This is a genomic window from Nonomuraea basaltis (assembly GCF_005893125.1).
In the GTDB taxonomy this organism is placed as follows: Bacteria; Actinomycetota; Actinomycetes; order Streptosporangiales; family Streptosporangiaceae; genus Nonomuraea; species Nonomuraea basaltis.
This window is the reverse complement of sequence record NZ_VCJS01000254.1, coordinates 1-17,241: the sequence shown is the minus strand read 5'-3', so window position 1 is coordinate 17,241 and position 17,241 is coordinate 1. Positions and strand designations below refer to the sequence as shown.

Annotated in this window: 16 protein-coding genes; 15 read left to right on the top strand and 1 reads right to left on the bottom strand. The window is 70.8% G+C overall.

What is annotated here, in order from left to right; all coding sequences use genetic code 11:
• Positions 1-258: 258 nt before the first annotated feature.
• The 3 genes from EJK15_RS58515 (at position 259) to EJK15_RS58505 (ending at position 2,496) form a co-directional block, all read left to right on the top strand.
• Positions 259-1,026 carry an NAD(P)-dependent oxidoreductase gene (locus EJK15_RS58515; RefSeq protein ID WP_138719060.1) on the top strand — a complete coding sequence of 256 codons (768 nt, stop codon included), beginning with the start codon at positions 259-261 and terminating at the stop codon, positions 1,024-1,026.
• Between the two features lie 61 nt (positions 1,027-1,087).
• A complete protein-coding gene (locus tag EJK15_RS58510) occupies positions 1,088-1,804 on the top strand; it encodes a PIG-L deacetylase family protein (protein WP_206061870.1) in 717 nt (238 codons plus the stop codon).
• Positions 1,801-2,496 carry an RraA family protein gene (locus tag EJK15_RS58505; RefSeq protein WP_138719059.1) on the top strand — a complete coding sequence of 232 codons (696 nt, stop codon included), beginning with the start codon at positions 1,801-1,803 and terminating at the stop codon, positions 2,494-2,496. The genes EJK15_RS58510 and EJK15_RS58505 overlap by 4 nt, the downstream gene beginning before the upstream one ends.
• A gap of 88 nt (positions 2,497-2,584) precedes the next feature.
• On the opposite strand, the gene EJK15_RS58500 is transcribed toward EJK15_RS58505, so the two are convergent.
• The gene (locus tag EJK15_RS58500; RefSeq protein WP_206061868.1) at positions 2,585-3,178 is read right to left on the bottom strand and encodes a TetR/AcrR family transcriptional regulator; all 594 of its coding nucleotides are present in this window, start codon (positions 3,176-3,178) and stop codon (positions 2,585-2,587) included.
• A 172-nt stretch (positions 3,179-3,350) separates the two neighbouring features.
• On the opposite strand from EJK15_RS58500, the gene EJK15_RS58495 reads away from it, so the two are divergent.
• The 12 genes from EJK15_RS58495 to EJK15_RS58440 all read left to right on the top strand — a co-directional run.
• Positions 3,351-4,106: an NADPH-dependent F420 reductase gene (locus EJK15_RS58495; protein WP_138719058.1), complete on the top strand. Its 756-nt coding sequence runs from the start codon at positions 3,351-3,353 to the stop codon at positions 4,104-4,106.
• 144 nt (positions 4,107-4,250) lie between these two features.
• The gene (locus EJK15_RS58490; protein WP_138719057.1) at positions 4,251-4,661 is read left to right on the top strand and encodes a BlaI/MecI/CopY family transcriptional regulator; all 411 of its coding nucleotides are present in this window, start codon (positions 4,251-4,253) and stop codon (positions 4,659-4,661) included.
• Positions 4,637-5,554, top strand: coding sequence for a M48 family metalloprotease (locus tag EJK15_RS58485; protein WP_138719056.1), 918 nt, complete (start codon positions 4,637-4,639; stop codon positions 5,552-5,554). The genes EJK15_RS58490 and EJK15_RS58485 overlap by 25 nt, the downstream gene beginning before the upstream one ends.
• 151 nt (positions 5,555-5,705) lie before the next feature.
• Positions 5,706-7,568, top strand: a complete 1,863-nt coding sequence (locus EJK15_RS58480; protein WP_138719055.1) for a PA domain-containing protein — start codon at positions 5,706-5,708, stop codon at positions 7,566-7,568.
• Positions 7,569-7,818: 250 nt separating this feature from the next.
• Entirely contained in the window at positions 7,819-9,132 is a 1,314-nt protein-coding gene (locus EJK15_RS58475; protein ID WP_240777888.1) for a carboxylesterase family protein, read from the top strand.
• A 44-nt stretch (positions 9,133-9,176) separates the two neighbouring features.
• Positions 9,177-9,557, top strand: coding sequence for a hypothetical protein (locus EJK15_RS73680; RefSeq protein WP_206061864.1), 381 nt, complete (start codon positions 9,177-9,179; stop codon positions 9,555-9,557).
• Between the two features lie 117 nt (positions 9,558-9,674).
• Positions 9,675-11,948: a glycoside hydrolase family 6 protein gene (locus EJK15_RS58465; RefSeq protein ID WP_138719054.1), complete on the top strand. Its 2,274-nt coding sequence runs from the start codon at positions 9,675-9,677 to the stop codon at positions 11,946-11,948.
• 53 nt (positions 11,949-12,001) lie between these two features.
• Complete coding sequence (locus EJK15_RS58460; protein WP_138719053.1) at positions 12,002-13,108, top strand: acyltransferase family protein; 1,107 nt, start codon at positions 12,002-12,004, stop codon at positions 13,106-13,108.
• A 174-nt stretch (positions 13,109-13,282) separates the two neighbouring features.
• A complete protein-coding gene (locus EJK15_RS58455; RefSeq protein WP_138719052.1) occupies positions 13,283-14,449 on the top strand; it encodes an acyl-CoA dehydrogenase family protein in 1,167 nt (388 codons plus the stop codon).
• A 15-nt stretch (positions 14,450-14,464) separates the two neighbouring features.
• The gene (locus tag EJK15_RS58450) at positions 14,465-15,886 is read left to right on the top strand and encodes an RICIN domain-containing protein (protein WP_138719051.1); all 1,422 of its coding nucleotides are present in this window, start codon (positions 14,465-14,467) and stop codon (positions 15,884-15,886) included.
• Between the two features lie 67 nt (positions 15,887-15,953).
• The gene (locus tag EJK15_RS58445; RefSeq protein ID WP_138719050.1) at positions 15,954-16,952 is read left to right on the top strand and encodes a hypothetical protein; all 999 of its coding nucleotides are present in this window, start codon (positions 15,954-15,956) and stop codon (positions 16,950-16,952) included.
• A 155-nt stretch (positions 16,953-17,107) separates the two neighbouring features.
• Positions 17,108-17,241 (top strand): type I phosphomannose isomerase catalytic subunit (locus tag EJK15_RS58440; RefSeq protein WP_338089956.1); only part of this gene is annotated, 134 nt, incomplete at its 3' end.

Sequence of the window (17,241 nt, the reverse complement as noted above, 5' to 3'; positions counted from 1 at the left end):
CCCCCACGACGACCTCCTGACCCCACCGGATCACGTCCCCAGCCCATGCCGCCTGGTGCGGCATGGGCTGATTCCTTTCTGAAACAACCAGCGCCGGCGCCCCGGCCGCCCACCGGCTCCGCCCTCGGCCTCCGCTGAGGACGGAGCCGGTGGCCGTTGCGGGCGCGTGTTCCGCCCGAAATCGTGGGTTGACTTTGGCAACAAGACTGTTAACAATTCTGGCTACGGTTTCATCAACAGGATGTTACAGGAGCCGGCATGACTGTGATCGCGATGCTGGGACTGGGCGAGGCCGGGCGGATCTACGCGCGTGACCTGCGCGGCGCCGGCTATCACGTCCGGGGCTTCGACCCGTACGTGCAGCTCGACGACGAACAGCTGGAGCAGCTGTCGAGCGCGGAGGAAGCGGTGGCCACGGCGGACCTCGTCATCAGCCTGGTGGGCGCCCGCGCCGCCGAACCGGTCGCCCGGCAGGCCCTTCCCCACTGTCCGGAGCACGCCGTCTACGCCGACCTCAACACCGGATCACCGGCTCTGAAGAGGACGCTCGCGGAGCTGGCGGCCGCTGAGAGCGTCGCGTTCGCCGACGTCGCGGTGCTGGCGCCGGTGCCCCGGCGGGGCGCGCGCACCCCGCTGATGGCCAGTGGCACCGGAGCCGGGAAGTTCGCCGAGCTGGTGCGGCCCGCGGCCGTACCCGTGGAGAGCATTCCCGGAGGGGCGGGTGCGGCGGCCTCCCGCAAGCTGTTGCGCAGCGTCTTCATGAAGGGCCTGGCCGCTCTGATGCTGGAGTGCGAGACCGCCGCCGTCGCCGCCGGGGAGCAGGCGTGGTTGCGGGCCCAGATCGTCGATGAACTCTCGGGTGACGTCGATCAGCTGATCGACCGGCTGATCGACGGCAGCAAGGTCCACGCGGCCCGGCGGGTCCACGAAGTGGAGGACGCGGCGGACTACCTGGTGGAGCTCGGCCGGCCCGCCTGGGTCATGGGAGCCTCCCGCGCCTGGCTCGCCTCGCTGCTGGACGACTGACCGCCGCGGCCGGCCCTGCCCTATCGAACGCCGACATATCGCTACGAAAGGCAACCGATTCATGACCGTTCGGAGAATGCTGGTCGTCGGAGCGCACAGCGCCGACTTCGTCTGGCGCGCCGCGGGCGCCATCGCCAAGCACACCCTGGCCGGCGGCGAGGCCCGGGTGGTGACGCTCTCGTACGGCGAACGCGGTGAGTCCGGAGAGCTGTGGAAGGACCCCGGCCAGACCGTCGAGAACGTCAAGCGGATCCGGCACGACGAGGCCTCCGCCGCGGCGGAGGCGGTGGGGGCGAGCTACGAGTGCTTCGACCTCGGCGACTACCCGCTGCGGGCCGACGGCGCGGATGTGGATCGGCTCGCCGAGCTGATGCGGGACTTCGCCCCGCACGTCGTCCTCACCCACCCGGCGAATGATCCGTTCAACCCGGACCACCCGGTGGCCTACCAGGTGGTGTCCCAGGCGCGGCTGCTCACCTCGGGCGCGGTCGTCGAGGCCGGATTCCGGACCGCGCCGCCGTCGGAGTTCCTGGTCTTCGAGCCGCACCAGCCGGACCTCTGCGGCTTCGTCCCCACGGTGTTCGTCGACATCACCGCGGTGTTCGAGGCCAAGGCCAAGGCCATGGCGGCGATGAGCGCGCAGGCGTACCTGCGGCAGTACTACACAGAACGGGCCGAGCACCGGGCCAACCACACCCGCAAGGTCACCGGCGACAAGGCGATCCGCCACGCCGAGGCGTTCCAGCGGATGGTCCCGAACGTGGTGGGTGCGCTGTGAGCGAGCGAACCGATGAACGCAGCCGACGTGTCGCTCATGGCACCGCCGAAGGCGGTGGCAGGAGCGAGGACCGGTTCGGTGAGCTCGCCCGTCTCGGCGTGGCGACGGTGTACGAGGCGTCCGGCCGTGAGGGGCTGGTCGACGAGGACTTCATCCGGCTGGTCCCGGGGAGCAGTGTCGCGGGCCCCGCCCGGATCGCCGCGTGCGGTCCTGCGGACAACCGCGCCGTTCACGAGGTCGCCGCGCATACCCGGCCGGGCGACATCGTGGTGCTCACCATGGACAACCCGGTGCCCGTGGCGCTGATCGGCGACCTGCTCGTCACCCAGTTGAAGACCCAGGGCGCGGCCGGCGTGCTGGTCAACGGCTCGGTACGGGACGCGGACACGCTGCGGGAGCTGGGCCTGCCGATCTGGACCCGGTGGATCCGGGTACGCGGCGCGGCCAAGGCGCACCGCGGCGCGCTGAACCGGCCCGCCGTGGTCGGCGGTGCCGTGATCCGCCCCGGAGACGCCGTGGTGATGGACGGCGACGGCGTGGTCGTCGTCGCCGCCGATCGGATCGACGACGTGCTGGCGGCCTCCCAGTCCAGGGAGGCGAAGGAGGCCGAGGCACGCCAGCGGTTCCTGGCCGGCGCCCTCTCGTACGACCTGCACGGTTTCCGCGCGGCGGACGAAGGGAATCCGGCATGAAGGTCGACGTCGCCGGCTGACCCTGAAGTACGGCGACGCGGCCTCGGCGATCCCCGACGCCGAGGACTGACGGGTTGCAGGACCTGCGTTATCGCGGTGCGAGTGCGGCGAAGGCCTCGTCCAGGAGGTCGACGAGGTCGAGCCGGCCGTCGGAGGCGGTCCAGTGATCGATGGCGATGTTCAGGCAGTCCAGGGCGGCGGCGGCGCGTACAGACAGGGCCAGGGTCGTGGGTTGCGGGGAGCCGGCGCGCTCGGCGAGAGCCTCGGTCAGGGCGGGGCGCCAACCGTTCTGCTTTTCGAGGCTCCGCGTGCACAAAGCGGGGGTCTCTGTGACGAGGCGGGTCATCGCGAGGGCGTAGGCCGGGTCCTGGTGGTAGGGCTCGATGACGGTGTCCAGTGCGCGCCGCAGCGCCGTCCAGTCGTCCTCGCCGGCGGGGCGGGCGCGCAGAGCGCCGGCGACCTGTTCGCCCTGTGCGTCGAGGGCGCCCAGGACCGCTTCCTCCTTGGTGCCGAAGTAGCGCAGGAAGGTGCTGCGGGACACCCCGGCGGCCGCGGCCAGGTCGTTGACGGTGACCTTCTCGAAGCCTTTGCGGAGGAACAGGTCGAAGGCCACCTGGGCTAGTTCAGCCCGGACGGCGGCTCGTGCGATGTCTCTCGTGCTCGTACGCGCTGCTCCGTTCACCCGGCGATCCTACCCATACTCGATCCCAACTTGCAGTATCGAACCTCAGTTACTAATGTGACACCGAGTTCCATTATCGATCCTAAGACTCAGATGCATGAAGAAACGCGGCGATGCCACGGAACGGCCGTCCCGCGCCACCCTTCACCTGCTGAAACGGAGACATCGCACTGTGAGCAAGACCCTCGGACTCATCGGCAGCGGCATGATCGGCAGCGCACTGGCCCGCCTCGCCATCGCCGCCGGCCTGGACGTCGTCCTGAGCAACTCCCGCGGCCCCGAAACCCTCTCCGAACTCGTCGCCGAACTCGGCGAGCACGCCCGGGCGGCCGGCCCCGCCGAAGCCGCACAGGCAGGTGACCTGGTGGTGGCGACCATCCCGCTGAAGGCCTACGACCGGCTCCCCGCGGCAGCCCTGGCCGGCAAGACCGTCATCGACACGATGAACTACTACCCCGGCCGCGACGGTGACATCGCCGAACTGGACACAGGAACACTGACCTCCAGCGCCCTGGTACAGCGGCACCTGGCCGGCTCCCACGTGGTCAAGGCGTTCAACAACATCGACTTCCACCGCTTGTTCACCCTCGCCCGGCCCTCCGGCGCCCCCGACCGCAGCGCCCTGCCTGTCGCCGGCGACGACCGAACCGCCAAAGCACAGGTCACGCAACTGCTGGACACCCTCGGCTACGACACGGTCGACATCGGCACCCTCGCCGACAGTTGGCGCACCCAACCCGGCACCCCGATGTACGTCCAGCCGTACTTCACGGCGCAAAAGCCCGAGGGGCTGAGCCCGGAGGAGGCCTACCGCTGGTTCCTGGAGACCCCGGGAGTCCCGGTGCCCACCGGCCGGGTGAAGGAACTGATCGGCACGGCTGTCCGGGGCCCTGCGGGTGGCTCCCTCACGGCCCTCGCCGGGGACTGATCCCGAATCGTCCGCGCCTCGGCGTGGGCATGCCATGCCCTCGCCGAGCAGGCAGCGTTTTGAGGGGTCGAGGTGGATTTCGGTACCGTTCTGAGGTCGTAGCCACGCGCCGATGGTGGCGCTCCGGAGAAGTGGAGACACCGGATGGCGGAGTTCGGGCCGCTGGAGCAGGCGGTCATGGAATGTCTGTGGGCGGCGAGCCGTCCGCTCCTGATCCGTGACCTTCTCGAGCAGGTGAATCGTGGGCGCGAACGGCCCCTCGCCTACACGACGGTCCAGACGGTCGCCGATCGGCTCGCTCGCAAGGGCCTGGTCATGCGCAGCCGGGCCGGCATGGCGATCGCCTACGCGCCCGCGCGGTCGCGCGAGGAGCACGTCGTCGCCGTGATGCTGGACGCGCTGTCGGATCTTCCTGATCGCGGTCCCGTCCTGGCCAGGTTCGCCGAGAGCGTCGACTCCGAGGACGCCCAGAGGCTCCTCGACGCGCTGGCCGACCGGAGCACGAACGCCCCGACGCGGAGTGAGGGGCCATGGCCGGAAACATCGCAGGACTGATCGTCGCCGCGTTCCTGATGGCGCACCTCGCCGGCCCGGTGCTCGCGCGCGCCAGGTGGCTGCGCCGGCATCCCGGCGTCGCGGTGGCGGTGTGGGCCGGTGTCGTCGCGGGAGTGGTCGTCGTGCTGCTGGCGCTGACGGGTTCCGTGCTCGCCTGGCCGCCGGGGCCGGTGCATTCCTGGGTCGAGCACCTTCGTTCCTGCCTGCCGGGACACACGCACAGCGGAGAGCTGGCGACGATGACGCTCGCCGTCCTGTCCGGCGGAGCGCTGTTGCGGGCGCTGTTGCACGGCGCGGCCCGAGCCCGCCGCACGATCGCCGAGCGGCGGCGGCACCACGACATGGTGCGGCTGATCGCGAGGTATCCGGACGATCCGAGCGACGTCTGCCTGATCGAGCATCCCGCGCCCGTCGTCTACTGCCTGTCGCAACGGTCGCGGCCGATCGTGATGACCACCGGCACCCTGGAACGGCTGGACGCCTACCAGTTGAGCGCCGTGCTGGAGCACGAACGCACCCACCTACGGCGCAGGCACCACCTCCTGCTCGCGGTGGTCGACGCGGTGCAGGCGGCGCTGCCGTGGTCGGCGACCCTCCGGCACGCCCGGAGCGAGCTGTCCCGGCTGGTGGAGATGGTGGCCGATGATGCCGCCGCGCACCGCTACGGTCCTGCCCCGGTGATCGGCGCGCTCCGCAGCCTCGAACTCCGGTCCGGCCCGCCCGGCGGCCTGGCCGCCGCCGGAGAGACCCGGGAGTTGCTGGAGCAGAGGATCGCCCGCCTCGAATCGGGAGAGGTGCCGGGCAGGCTCAGTGTGGGAGCCGCGATCGCGCTGGCATGTCCCCCGCTCTTTGGTCTCATCGTCATTGCGGTGGGATTACAGCTCTCATGTTGAGAAGTTCGCATTTCACCACTAAAGCGGACAATTCTCGCGCTTACCTGTAAGTCTCCTACGAAATGTAGGACTGACTCTTCCCGACCCCTGGTGCTTCGCCTTATGTTCCCGTACAGCCACCCTCTGCCACCACTACGGAGGAACATCCTCTATGGGTCACAAGGCCAACCGCCTTGCGGTAGCCGCAGTCATCGCTGCGGGCGCAACACTGGTATCACTGGCACCATCCGCGTTAGCGCATGACGGTGCGACGAGCAGCGACGGCGCGATCGACAACGCGAAGATCACGCACAATCACCACCAGCACGGCGGCGACGCGGGCCATCTGCCCGCATCGAGTGCCAACGTCGACCTCGTCAGCAAGCTCGCGCTGAAGAACGTCGAGCCGGAGAAGATCGCGGACGTCGGCGTCTTCAAGGGCTACGCGTACCTGGCCGCCTGGGGCGGCGCGACGTGCAAGTACAACGGCGTGCACGTCGTCGACATCAAGAACCCCGCGCAGCCCAAGGAAGTCGCGTTCATCGTCGCGAAGGAGGGCAGCGCACCCGGTGAAGGCGTGCAGGCCCTGCACATCGACACGCCTGCCTTCAACGGCGACATCCTCGTCACGAACAACGAGAAGTGCAAGGAGAGCCCCGGAGTCGGCGGGCTGAACATCCACGACGTCACCGACCCCGCCCATCCGACGCCGCTCGCGGTGGGCCTCGGCGACGAGACCGTCGCGGGCGCCGGCAAGAAGGACGCGAACGAGATCCACAGCGTCTTCGCCTGGGACGCCGGCAACAAGGCCTACGCCGTCATCGTGGACAACGAGGAAGGCCACGATGTCGACATCCTCGACATCACCAACCCGAAGAAGCCGAAGGTCATCGCGGAGTACGACCTCGACGAGAAGTTCCCCGGCATCACCCAGCCGGGCCTCGACGAGATCTTCCTGCACGACATGGTGGTGAAGGAGATCGGCGGCAAGCAGGTCATGCTGCTGTCGTACTGGGACGGCGGCTACGTCCAGATCGACGTGACCGACCCGCTGAACATCTCCCTGCTGGCCGACAGCACCTTCGCCGACCCCGACACCGAGGCGCTCGAGAGCGGGCTGACGGTCCGGCCGGAGGGCAACGGCCACCAGGCCGAGTTCACCCTCGACAACAAGTACGTCCTCGCCGCCGACGAGGACTTCTCGCCGTACGCGCTGAAGGCCTCCAACGTCACGGACGGCACGGTGATCAACGCCGGCCAGGGCGACGGCACCACGAAGCTCGAGCCCGGGCAGACGCTGACCGGCGTGAGCAAGTTCGCCGGACGCGCCTGCAACGCGCCCGACGATCCCGCGGTTCCCGCCGGAGACCCGAGCGTCGTCGACATCGCCGTGGTGGAGCGTGGACTGTGCACCTTCTCCGAGAAGGTCGCCAACGTCATCAAGGCCGGCGGCTACGACGCCGTCCTGATCTTCAACCGCACCGGAACGGACGGCTGCGACGGTTCGCTCGGCATGAGCGTCGAGGGTGACATCCGGGCCTTCGGAGTGGCGCCGCGCAGCCAGGGCTTCGCGATCTTCAACCAGCCGTACAGCAACGACGCCTGCCTCGCCGGCTCCGGCCCGGAGCGGCTGCCGGTGCCCCTGGGGACGGCGGGCGACACGCTGACCTTCTCGTCGTACTTCGACGGCTGGGGCTACGTGCACCTGTACGACCAGAAGACGATGGCCGAGCTCGACACCTACGCGGTGCCCGAGGCGCACGACGCCGCCTACGCGACCGGCAAGGGCGACCTGTCGGTGCACGAGGTCGCGACGTCCGCCAAGCAGGCCGACCTCGCCTACTTCTCCTACTATGCCGCGGGCTTCCGGGTGACGCGGATCGTGGACGGCAAGATCCAGGAAGTGGGTCACTTCATCGACGAGGGTGGCAACAACTTCTGGGGTGTGCAGGTGTTCGAGCACAACGGTCAGGAGTACGTCGCCGCCAGCGACCGTGACCACGGCCTCTACATCTTCCGCTACACCGGGAACTGACCGCCCGGCCAGTGACGCCGATGCCGCTCCGGCAACCATCCGGGGCGGCATCGCCGGTCGAAGGGGAGCCTCCACCGGTCTTGGTGAAGGCGGATCCCGCACGGTCCGTGCGTTGGTCCGGCTGCAGGACGAAGTGCTCGGTCACCGGGGCCGACATGAACGCCGCCCTTGATAGCCGGCCACCCCCGAGCTCTGCCGCTCATGGATTGACACTTGCTATTTTATTAACACTTGTCCATTATCTTGAAGTATGTCGTTCGAGCCGGTGTCGGCCGCCCCAGCAGTTGAATCCAGCAGGCCCGTAGGGTCGTCCGAGCCCGAGGTACGTACCGCCGTCGGCGCGGTGCGCGGCCGCCGGGAGGACGGTCTGGCCGTCTTCCGCGGCATTCCGTTCGCCGAGCCGCCGGTGGGCGATGCGCGGTTCGCGGCGCCGCGGCCGGTGCGCGGGTGGGACGGGGTGCGGGAGGCGTTCTCCTTCGGCCCGCCGTCCCCGCAGGCGGCGGGGATGGCTGGAAGGGCCGGTGCGCCGGAGCTGCCGGTGGGCGACGACTGGCTGACGGTCAACGTCTGGACACCCGACCCTGATCCGGCCGCCCGGCGTCCGGTGATGGTGTGGATCCACGGCGGGGCCTACAAGCTCGGCTTCTCCGGCAGCCCCGGCTACGACGCCCGCCGGATCGCCCGCGACGGCGACCTCGTCGTGGTCACCATCAACTACCGGCTCGGCATCGAGGGGTTCGCCCGGATCGACGGGGCGCCGGCCAACCGCGGCCTGCTCGATCAGGTCGCGGCCCTGCAGTGGGTACGGGAGAACATCGCGGCGTTCGGCGGCGACCCCGATCAGGTCACGGTCGTCGGCGAATCGGCCGGCGCCGGATCCATCGCCGCGCTGCTGGCCATGCCGAGCGCGGCGGGCCTGTTCCGGCGGGCCATCACGCAGAGCATGCCGGGCACGTTCTTCTCCGACGAACTGGCCAGGGACATCGCGGCCGCCATCGCCGCCGAGCTGGGCTTGCGTCCGACCGTGGGTGACCTGTCCGGTGTGGACCCGCGGCGGCCGCGCGCACGTGTACGAGCTGACCTGGCCCGCCCCGGCGAACGGCGGTGTCATGGGCGCCTGCCATGGCCTGGACGGGCCGCTGTTGTTCGGCACCTTCGACGCCCACCTCGGTCCGATGCTGCTCGGTCCCGAGCCTTCGTCCGAGGCCGAAGCGTTGTCGCACCGCTTCCGCGCGGCCTGGAACGCCTTCGCCGCCACGGGCGACCCGGGCTGGGCCCCGTACGACACCCAGCGGCGCCTGGTCCAGGTCTTCGACGCGGACCCGGTGGTCACCGCCTACCCCGAGGAGAACTCCCGGCGCCTCTGGCAGGATCACGGTTTCACGGCGCTTCCGCTGCTGACCCCATAGCCGCAGCCGACCTCTACTCGATCACCAGGGTGACCGGGATGTTGCCGCGGATGGCGTTCGAATACAGGCGCTCCACCGGGTCCGGCGACGTTGTGCGGGCAGCGGCCGCGGCGCCAGGCCGTCAGGGGGTCTGTTCGTCGTCGAAGCCGGCGTAGTAGGAGGCGGCCACAGTTGCCCGGCCTCCGCGGGCGACCCCAGCGTGCGCGACATCATCACCGGCGCCCGCGACATCCCCGCCCACCGGATGGCCCGCGACCTCGACCGGCTGGCCGAGCTGCGGGCGCGCGCGATGGGGCGGCTGGCCGGGCTCGACGCCCTGCTGCTGCCCACCGCGCCGCGCCACCCGCGCGTCGCCGAGGTGGCGGCCGACCCGATCGGCGTCTACACCAACTTCGTCAACCTGCTCGAACTGTGCGCGGTGGCCGTACCAGCGGGTGAGGTGGACGGCGGACCGTTCGGGGTCACGCTGACCGGCGGTGTTGCGATCGAGGGGGAGCTGTGGTCCCTGCCCCCGGCCGCGCTCGGGCCGCCTACCTTCGGCGATGACCGCCATCCCAGGCTGTGTCCGCAGCGATCATGACCGGCACCTGAACCCCGGCGCCGCCGCAGCCGTACCTCCTGTCGACTGTCCGGAGCAGAAAGTCCTGTTGCGTTCAGGTCTCAGGAGGACCCCGGTGTCCTTCCAGATGGGCGGGCAATGGCACACGGCACCAAGCACGGCGACGCGGTGGACACGAGAAGAACCGGCGACGACCCCCGGCGGGTCGGCGGCCATCGCATCATCCGCCGGCTCGGCGCGGGCGGGATGGGAGTCGTCTACCTCGCCGAGAGCCGTTCCCGGAGACTGGTGGCGATCAAGGTCATCCACCGGCACCTCGCCGGTGACCCGGAGTTCCGCCGGCGGTTCCGGCGCGAGGTCGCGACCATGCAGCGGGTCGCCCGCTTCTCCACGGCTGCCGTGCTCGAGGCCGATCTGGACGGCGACACGGCCTATGTGGTCACCGAGTACGTGCCGGGGCCGACGCTGTACCGCGCGGTCAAGGAGTGGGGCCCGATGTCGGGCTCGGAGCTCGAGGGACTCGCCATGAGCATGGCGGTCGCGCTGGGGGCGATCCACGCGGGCGGCGTCGTCCACCGGGACCTCAAACCGTCGAACGTGCTGCTGTCCCCCGTGGGCCCGAAGGTCATCGACTTCGGCCTCGCCTTCGCGGCCGACTCCACCACGCTCTCCGTGACGGGGATGGGCACGCCGGCGTACATGTCTCCGGAGCAGGTACGCGGGACGGCGACACCTGCCTCCGACGTCTTCGCCTGGGGCGGTGTCATGGTCTTCGCGGCCGGTGGGCAGCCTCCGTTCGGCTCGGGGACGGGTCACGACGTGCTCTACCGGGTGATCCACGACGACCCCGTGCTCCCCGAGCTGGACGGCGTACTCGGCGAGCTGGTGCGGCGGGCGCTGAGCAAGGACCCGGCGGCGCGCCCGACGGCCGCGGAGCTCGCGGACGCGCTCGCGAGCGGCACGACCACACGCCTTCCGCCCGTCTTCGTCCCGGCTCCGGCGGGGAACCCTGGCCGCGTGGCCCCGGCCCCGGCAGGGCACCCTGGCCGCTTCGTCCCGGCTCCGGCCGGGGACCCTCGCCGGGACGCGCCCGGGATCGAGTTCCCGCGCGTCTATCCCACGGTCCAGCCGACCGCCCCGGAGCCGGGCGGCGCCACCGGGCCGGGCAGGCGCCGCCGCCGCCGGGCCACGTCCAAGCGCTGGGCGTGGGGCGGCGCCGCGTTGGCCTTGGTGACGGCGGGCGTCGTCCTGATCTCCCAGGCGAACCCTCTGCTCCCGGGCCCGCCCGTGCGGCCCTCCGTGATCCCCGCCGTCGCGGAGGACGCCGGCACGCGGTGGCGGAAGCTCCCCGGCGAGAACCCTCTGCGCCGGAGCCCGGCCGGCGACGTGCGGTTCTACGTGCAGCCGGACACCGAGGCGGCGCGGCAGGCGCGGACCTGGTCGGCGCAGGGCAGGACGGCCGACGCCGCCCTCATACGGACGCTGTCGGAGGTCCCCCAGGCCATGTGGCTGGCCGGCGGCTCCCCCGCCGACGTCTCCCGAACGGTGCGCGAGGCGGTCACCCAGGCGGATCGGCAGCAAACCGTTCCGGTGTTCGTCACCAACAACATCCCGGGACGTGACTGCTGGAACGGCGGCGCCCCGGACGCCGGGAGCTACCGGGCGTGGATCGACGCGGTGGCCGAGGGCATCGGGAGCCGGCCCGCGGTCGTCGCCCTGGAGCCCAGCGGCCTGGCGCGGATGCCCGGCAGCCCGGAGTGCCCGCAGGGCGGCGAGGCCGCCGCCACCCAGCGCTACGGCGATCTCTCCTACGCCGTGGAGGCCCTCACCCGCCTGGCCCGCACCGCCGTCTACCTCGACGGCGGGCTGGCGGGGTGGCCCGCGTTCACGCAGGTCGCCGACCGGCTGGTCAACGCCGGGGCGGTCCGCGCCGACGGCTTCTACGTCAACGTGGTCGGCTACCGCCCGACCGAGGGGTCGCTCGCGTACGCCTCGAAGCTGTCCAGGTGCGTCTACCTGCGGGCGGCGGCGCGGACGGCCTCGTGCGCCGACTCGGCTCTCGCCGCCGTGCCGGACGACGCGCCCGGCCTGCCGCACTTCATCGTCGACACGAGCCGGAACGGGACGGGCGAGTGGCAGCCGCCCGCCGGGCGGTTCCCGGTGCCGGACGAATGGTGCAATCCTCCCGGCAGGGGTGCGGGGGCCAGGCCGACCGCCGACACCGGGAGCCCGCTGGCCGACGCGCTGCTGTGGCTCAACAGTCCGGGCTTCTCCAACGGTCAGTGCACGCGGGGCACCTCGGGACCGGCGGACCCGGCGTACGGCATCGTCACCCCGGCCGCCGGCCAGTGGTGGCCCGACCAGGCCCTCGAGAGGGCGAGGAACGCGGTTCCACCGCTGACGACCCCCTAGCGCGCGGCGGCAACAGGGATCACACAAGTCCCTTATGCCCTAGAATCCGACAGATGTTCAGGGCCCCCGCCAGGCTGGCCTGGCTGGACGCCCTGCGGGGACCGGCAGCGCTGGCCGTCACCATGCACCACGCCGGCTGGACCTTCATCCCTGCCGTCTGGGCGGAAGTGGACCGCCGGATCGATCTCGGCACGCTGGGCGTGTTCGTGTTCTTCCTGGTCAGCGGGTACATCATCCCCGCCTCCCTGGAACGGCGCGGTGACCTGCGCGCCTTCTGGACCGGCCGGGCCTTCCGCCTCCTCCCGATGCTGCTGGCCGCCTGCTGCCTGGCACTCCTTCTCGCTGGAGCAGGCCTGCTCCCTCTCGAACCGAGGCTCGGCGAACGCCCCCTGCCGCTGGTCGTGCTGGGCAACCTGACGATGCTCCAGGAACTGCTCAATCTGCCCGCCGTCATCAGCGTGACGTGGACGCTCTCGTACGAGATGGCGTTCTACCTGATCAGCGTCGCGCTGTTCACGGTACGGCAGGCGCACAGATCGGCAGGGATCGCCATCGCCCTGGCGCTGGCGGCCGTGCCGCTGGGCCTGCTGCTGCCGCGGGCGACCATCAACGGCCGTGCCGACCTGCCCGCCGCGCTGCTCGGCCTCGCGGTCGTCGCCGCCATCGCCGTGACCGTGCTGGGGCGCGGCCGGGCCCGTACGGCGGCCGCGGCCGCGGGCGGCCTCCTCGGGCTGGCGCTGGTGGTCCTGGGCAGCCGGGGCGGCACCTGGCAGGGTGTGATCATCCTGGCGACGATGTTCGCCGGAACGGCGGTGTACCGCGCCGAGCAGGGCACGATCTCCTGGCGCACGGCCGCGGTCGCGGTGGCCGGGGTGCTGGGGTGCGGGATCCCCGCCAAGGACGATCCCGCCTGGGCTCCGGCGATCGTGCTGGCGTTCGGCGTCTTCGCACTGGCGTACGCGCTGCGCCGGCGGGAGTTCCCGCGCTGGCTGACGCAGCTCGGCCTGATCAGCTTCTCCCTCTACCTGCTGCACCCGATCCTGCTGCATGCGATCCCGGATCTGACGCTGTTCCTCCTCGTCCTGATCCCGCTCAGCCTCATGACCTACCACCTGATCGAGACCCCGGCCCAGCGCCTCGGCAAACGCCTGATCCGATGACCCGGTCCTAGTCCGAGCCCGGCCTCACAGGGCCGTCAGGGCGGACGACTCGCGCAGCCTGCTCTTTCATTTGCACCAAGAACACCGTAAATCAACAGGAGCTCTGGACAACTCGTCACTTCCGTGGTCTGACGGAGTAAGGCATCGGACGATCAGGAACAGGAGCACCTGGAAATGAGCGATATGCCGCGACTGCACACCGCCGGCACGACCCTGCTGGACCGGGCCCGCGAGCTGCGCCCGCTGATCGAGCGCGACGCGGCCACCGCCGAGGCGCAGGGCAGGCTCACCACCCCCGTCCTGGACGCCCTGCATGAGGCAGGACTTTTCGGCACATGGGTGCCCACGCCGCTCGGCGGCGCCGAACTGTCCCCCAGAGAACTGATCCACCTCTTCGAGGCCCTCTCGTACGCCGACCCCTCGACGGGCTGGGTGGTCATGGCCACCTCACTGGCGAACGGAACGGCCGGCGCCTACCTGGGCGACGACGCCGTCGAACGGATCTTCAAGGGCCCCCGGATGCCGCTCATCGCGGGCCAGGGCACCCGGCCGGGCACCGCCGTACGCGAGGACGGCGGGTTCCGCCTCAGCGGGCAGTGGGGCTTCGCCTCGGGCATGCTGCACTCCCAGTACGCCCACAGCCTGGGCGTCATCGAGGGCACCGGCGAGGGCCGGATCTTCGTCACGCCGATCGAAGACGTCAAGATGCTCGGCAACTGGGACGTCCTGGGCCTGCGCGCGACAGGCAGCATCGACTACGCCATCAGCGGCGCCTTCGTACCGGAGTCGCAGACGCACGTCTTCACGCAGAACGAGCCGCTGCGCGGCGGCGCGATCTACCGGCTCGGCGTGCTCGACCAGGCGCTGATCGCCCACTCCGGGTGGGCACTCGGCGTCGGCCGCCGACTGCTCGACGAGCTGATCCGCCACGCCGGGGCGCGGGCCGGGCGGCCCGGGCAGATCGCCGGCAGTGACGCCTTCCACGCCGACTTCGCCCGTGCCGAGGCGAAGTTCCGCGCGGCGAAGGCCCTGGTGCACGAGACCTGGGACGACACCGAACGCACCCTGGACTCGGGCCGGCTGCTCGACGTACGGCAGGAGACGATGGTGCGCCTCGCGCTCAACCACGTCACCTCGACGCTCGCCGAGGTGGCCCGGTTCGTCTACGCCTCGGGCGGCACCTCGGCGCTGCGCGACGGGCTGATCCAGCGGCTGTTCAGGGACGTCCACGCCGGCACCGCGCACATCACCTCGGGCCCGCAGGTGCTTGCCGAGTGCGGCCGCGAACTGGCCGGCCTGGCCCCGGATCAATCCTGGATGATTTTGGCCCTGGAAGCGTGAGAGGAGCCGTACGCCATGTCCCGCGTTCTGACCCTCCTGGCCGGGCTGTGCCTGGCCCTGGCGATCTTACCCACCGGCGCGACCCAGGCCGCGCCGGTCACCGTGCCGGTCGGCGCCCAGTTCACCGACACCTCCGGCAACCTGCTGCACGCCCACGGAGGCGGGGTGGTGAAGGTCGGCACGTACTACTACTGGTTCGGGGAGAACCGCAACGCCGACGGCACCTTCCGGTACGTCTCCGCCTACCGCTCCTCCGACCTGCGGAACTGGGAGTTCCGCAACCACGTGCTCACCCAGGCCGGCCATTCCGAGCTGCAGGTCGCCAACATCGAGCGGCCGAAGGTCATCTACAACGCGAGCACCGGGCGGTTCGTCATGTGGATGCACAAGGAGAACGGCCGCGACTACGGCGAGGCGCGGGCGGCCGTCGCGGTCTCCAGCACGGTCGACGGCGACTACACCTACCTGCGCAGCTTCCGGCCGCTCGGGCACATGTCGCGCGACATCACCGCGTTCGTCGACACCGACGGCGCCGGCTACATGATCTCGGCCGCCGACGAGAACTACGACCTGCACATCTACCGGCTGACCGCCGACTACACCGACGTGGCCACGCTGGCTCGGATGTGGGACGGCGACCACCGGGAGGCGCCGGCCATGTTCAAGCGCAACGGCGTCTACTTCCTGCTGACCTCCGGCGCGACCGGCTGGCAGCCCAACCAGGCCAGGTACGCCACCGCCACCAGCATCACCGGCACGTGGAGCGCCTGGCAGAACGCCGGCGACGGGTTCACCTACGGCTCCCAGCCGGCCTTCGTGCTGCCGGTCCAGGGCACGTCGGGCACGTCGTACCTGTACCTGGGCGACCGGTGGGCCGGCGCCTGGGGCGGCCCGGTCAACGACTCCCGGTACGTGTGGCTGCCGGTGCAGTTCCCGAGCGGCACGACGATGAGCCTGACGTACGCGCGGGAGCTGACGATCGACGCCGCGGCCGGCACCATCACCGCGAACGGCTCCGGCTACGACCGGCTGGCCGTGCGGCACTCGGGCAAGTGCGCCGACGTGCGCAACGGCTCCACCGCCAACCTGGCCCCGATCATCCAGTACACCTGCGGCGGCGGGATCAACCAGCAGTGGCGCGTCCAGTCGATCAGCGGCGGCTACGTGCAGATCGTCGCCCGCAACTCCGGCAAGTGCCTGGACGTCAACGGCGTCAACACCGCCGACGGGGCCGCGCTGCAGCAGTACACGTGCGGCAACGGCACCAACCAGCAGTGGTCGCTGCAGGACGCGGGCGGCGGCCATCTGCGGCTGGTGGCCAGGCACTCGGGCAAATGCGCGGACCTGCCGTCGTCGTCGCAGGCCAACGACGTGCAGTTCAAGCAGTATCCGTGCAACGGCGGGCAGAACCAGCAGTTCACCCGAACCCCGCTGTAGGCCGTCATGCCCGGCTCGCCGGAAATTGCCTCGCGGCGGGCCGGAGCCTTGGCTAGATTCACCAGCAGTGATCCAGGCATCGGGCGACCTCCTCGAGATCGCGTGCGACGAGTCGGGGGCCGAGGGCGAGAAGCTCGTCGGCGGCAACACCGACGTGTTCGCGCACGCCAGCGTGCAGCTGGATCTGGGCTCGGCCGAGGAGTGCATGCGGGAGCTGCGGGCCAGGGCGCCGTCCCCGGTCACCGAGTACAAGGCAAACCACATCCTGCGTGAGAAGCACCGGGCGGCATTGCGGTGGCTGCTCGGCCCGGCGGGGCCCGTGCTCGGCCACGTCCACGTCTACCTGACCGACAAGGCCTTCCTGGTCGTCGGCAAGGTGGCCGGTCTGATGGCCGGCGCGGACCCCGTGCCGGGACTGCGGCTGGACCCCGAGACCGGGGCCATGGCCGTCGCCCTCTACCGGGAGGGACCGCGGGCGTTCGGGGCCGGACGGTGGGCGGCCTTCCTCGACGCGCTCAACTACCTGCTGCGCGCCAGGAACGGCCAGGGCATCACCGTCACCGTCGACGACGTCTTCCGCCTGGTCGGCGAGCTGCGCCTGGCGGGCGGCCCGGCGGGCGAGATCATGGAGCTGCTGTGGGCGGCCAGGCCGCGTGTGACCGCCTTCCGCGCCCGGCTGCTGGCCGACCCTCAGTCCTTCCCGTCGCTGGACCCCCTCATCCCGGGCATCGTGCACGCCGTCGCCCACTGGGGCCGCGGCGGCCGGCCCGTCTCCGTGATCCACGACCGGCAGACCACGCTCACCGAGGAGCGCGTCGCCCAGCTGCGGCGGCTCACGCCCGGGCTGGCCGGGCTGCGGCTCGCCGCGTCCCACCTGGACGCGCGGGTCCAGGTGGCCGACGTCGTGGCCGGAGTGGCCCGCAAGATCGCCTCCGACGAGCTGAATGGCCGCGGCGACGCGGGGCTCACCGCGCTGCTGAGTCCGTACGTGGACGCGGACTCGATCTGGGGCGACGACCGGAGCTGGGCCCTACTGAATCCCCCAGACGCGGTCATGACCGGGTAAAAACCCCACTCCCGCCCAAATGCCACAAAACGCGACGACAATGTGAGCCTGCGGTTCGCAGGGCCCGGCTACGCACGAGAGGCCATCGCGTTCTAGGCTCCATTCACCCACGATTGGAGTCTCACGCCGTGCCACAGCCCGACCTGCCCGTCCCCATGCGCCTGGCCACCACGATCCGCCCCTACGACTGGGGGTCGGTGACCGCCCTGCCCGAGCTGTTCGGAACAGAGCCCACCGGGCAGCCGCAGGCCGAACTCTGGATGGGCGCCCACCCCGCCGCCCCCTCGAC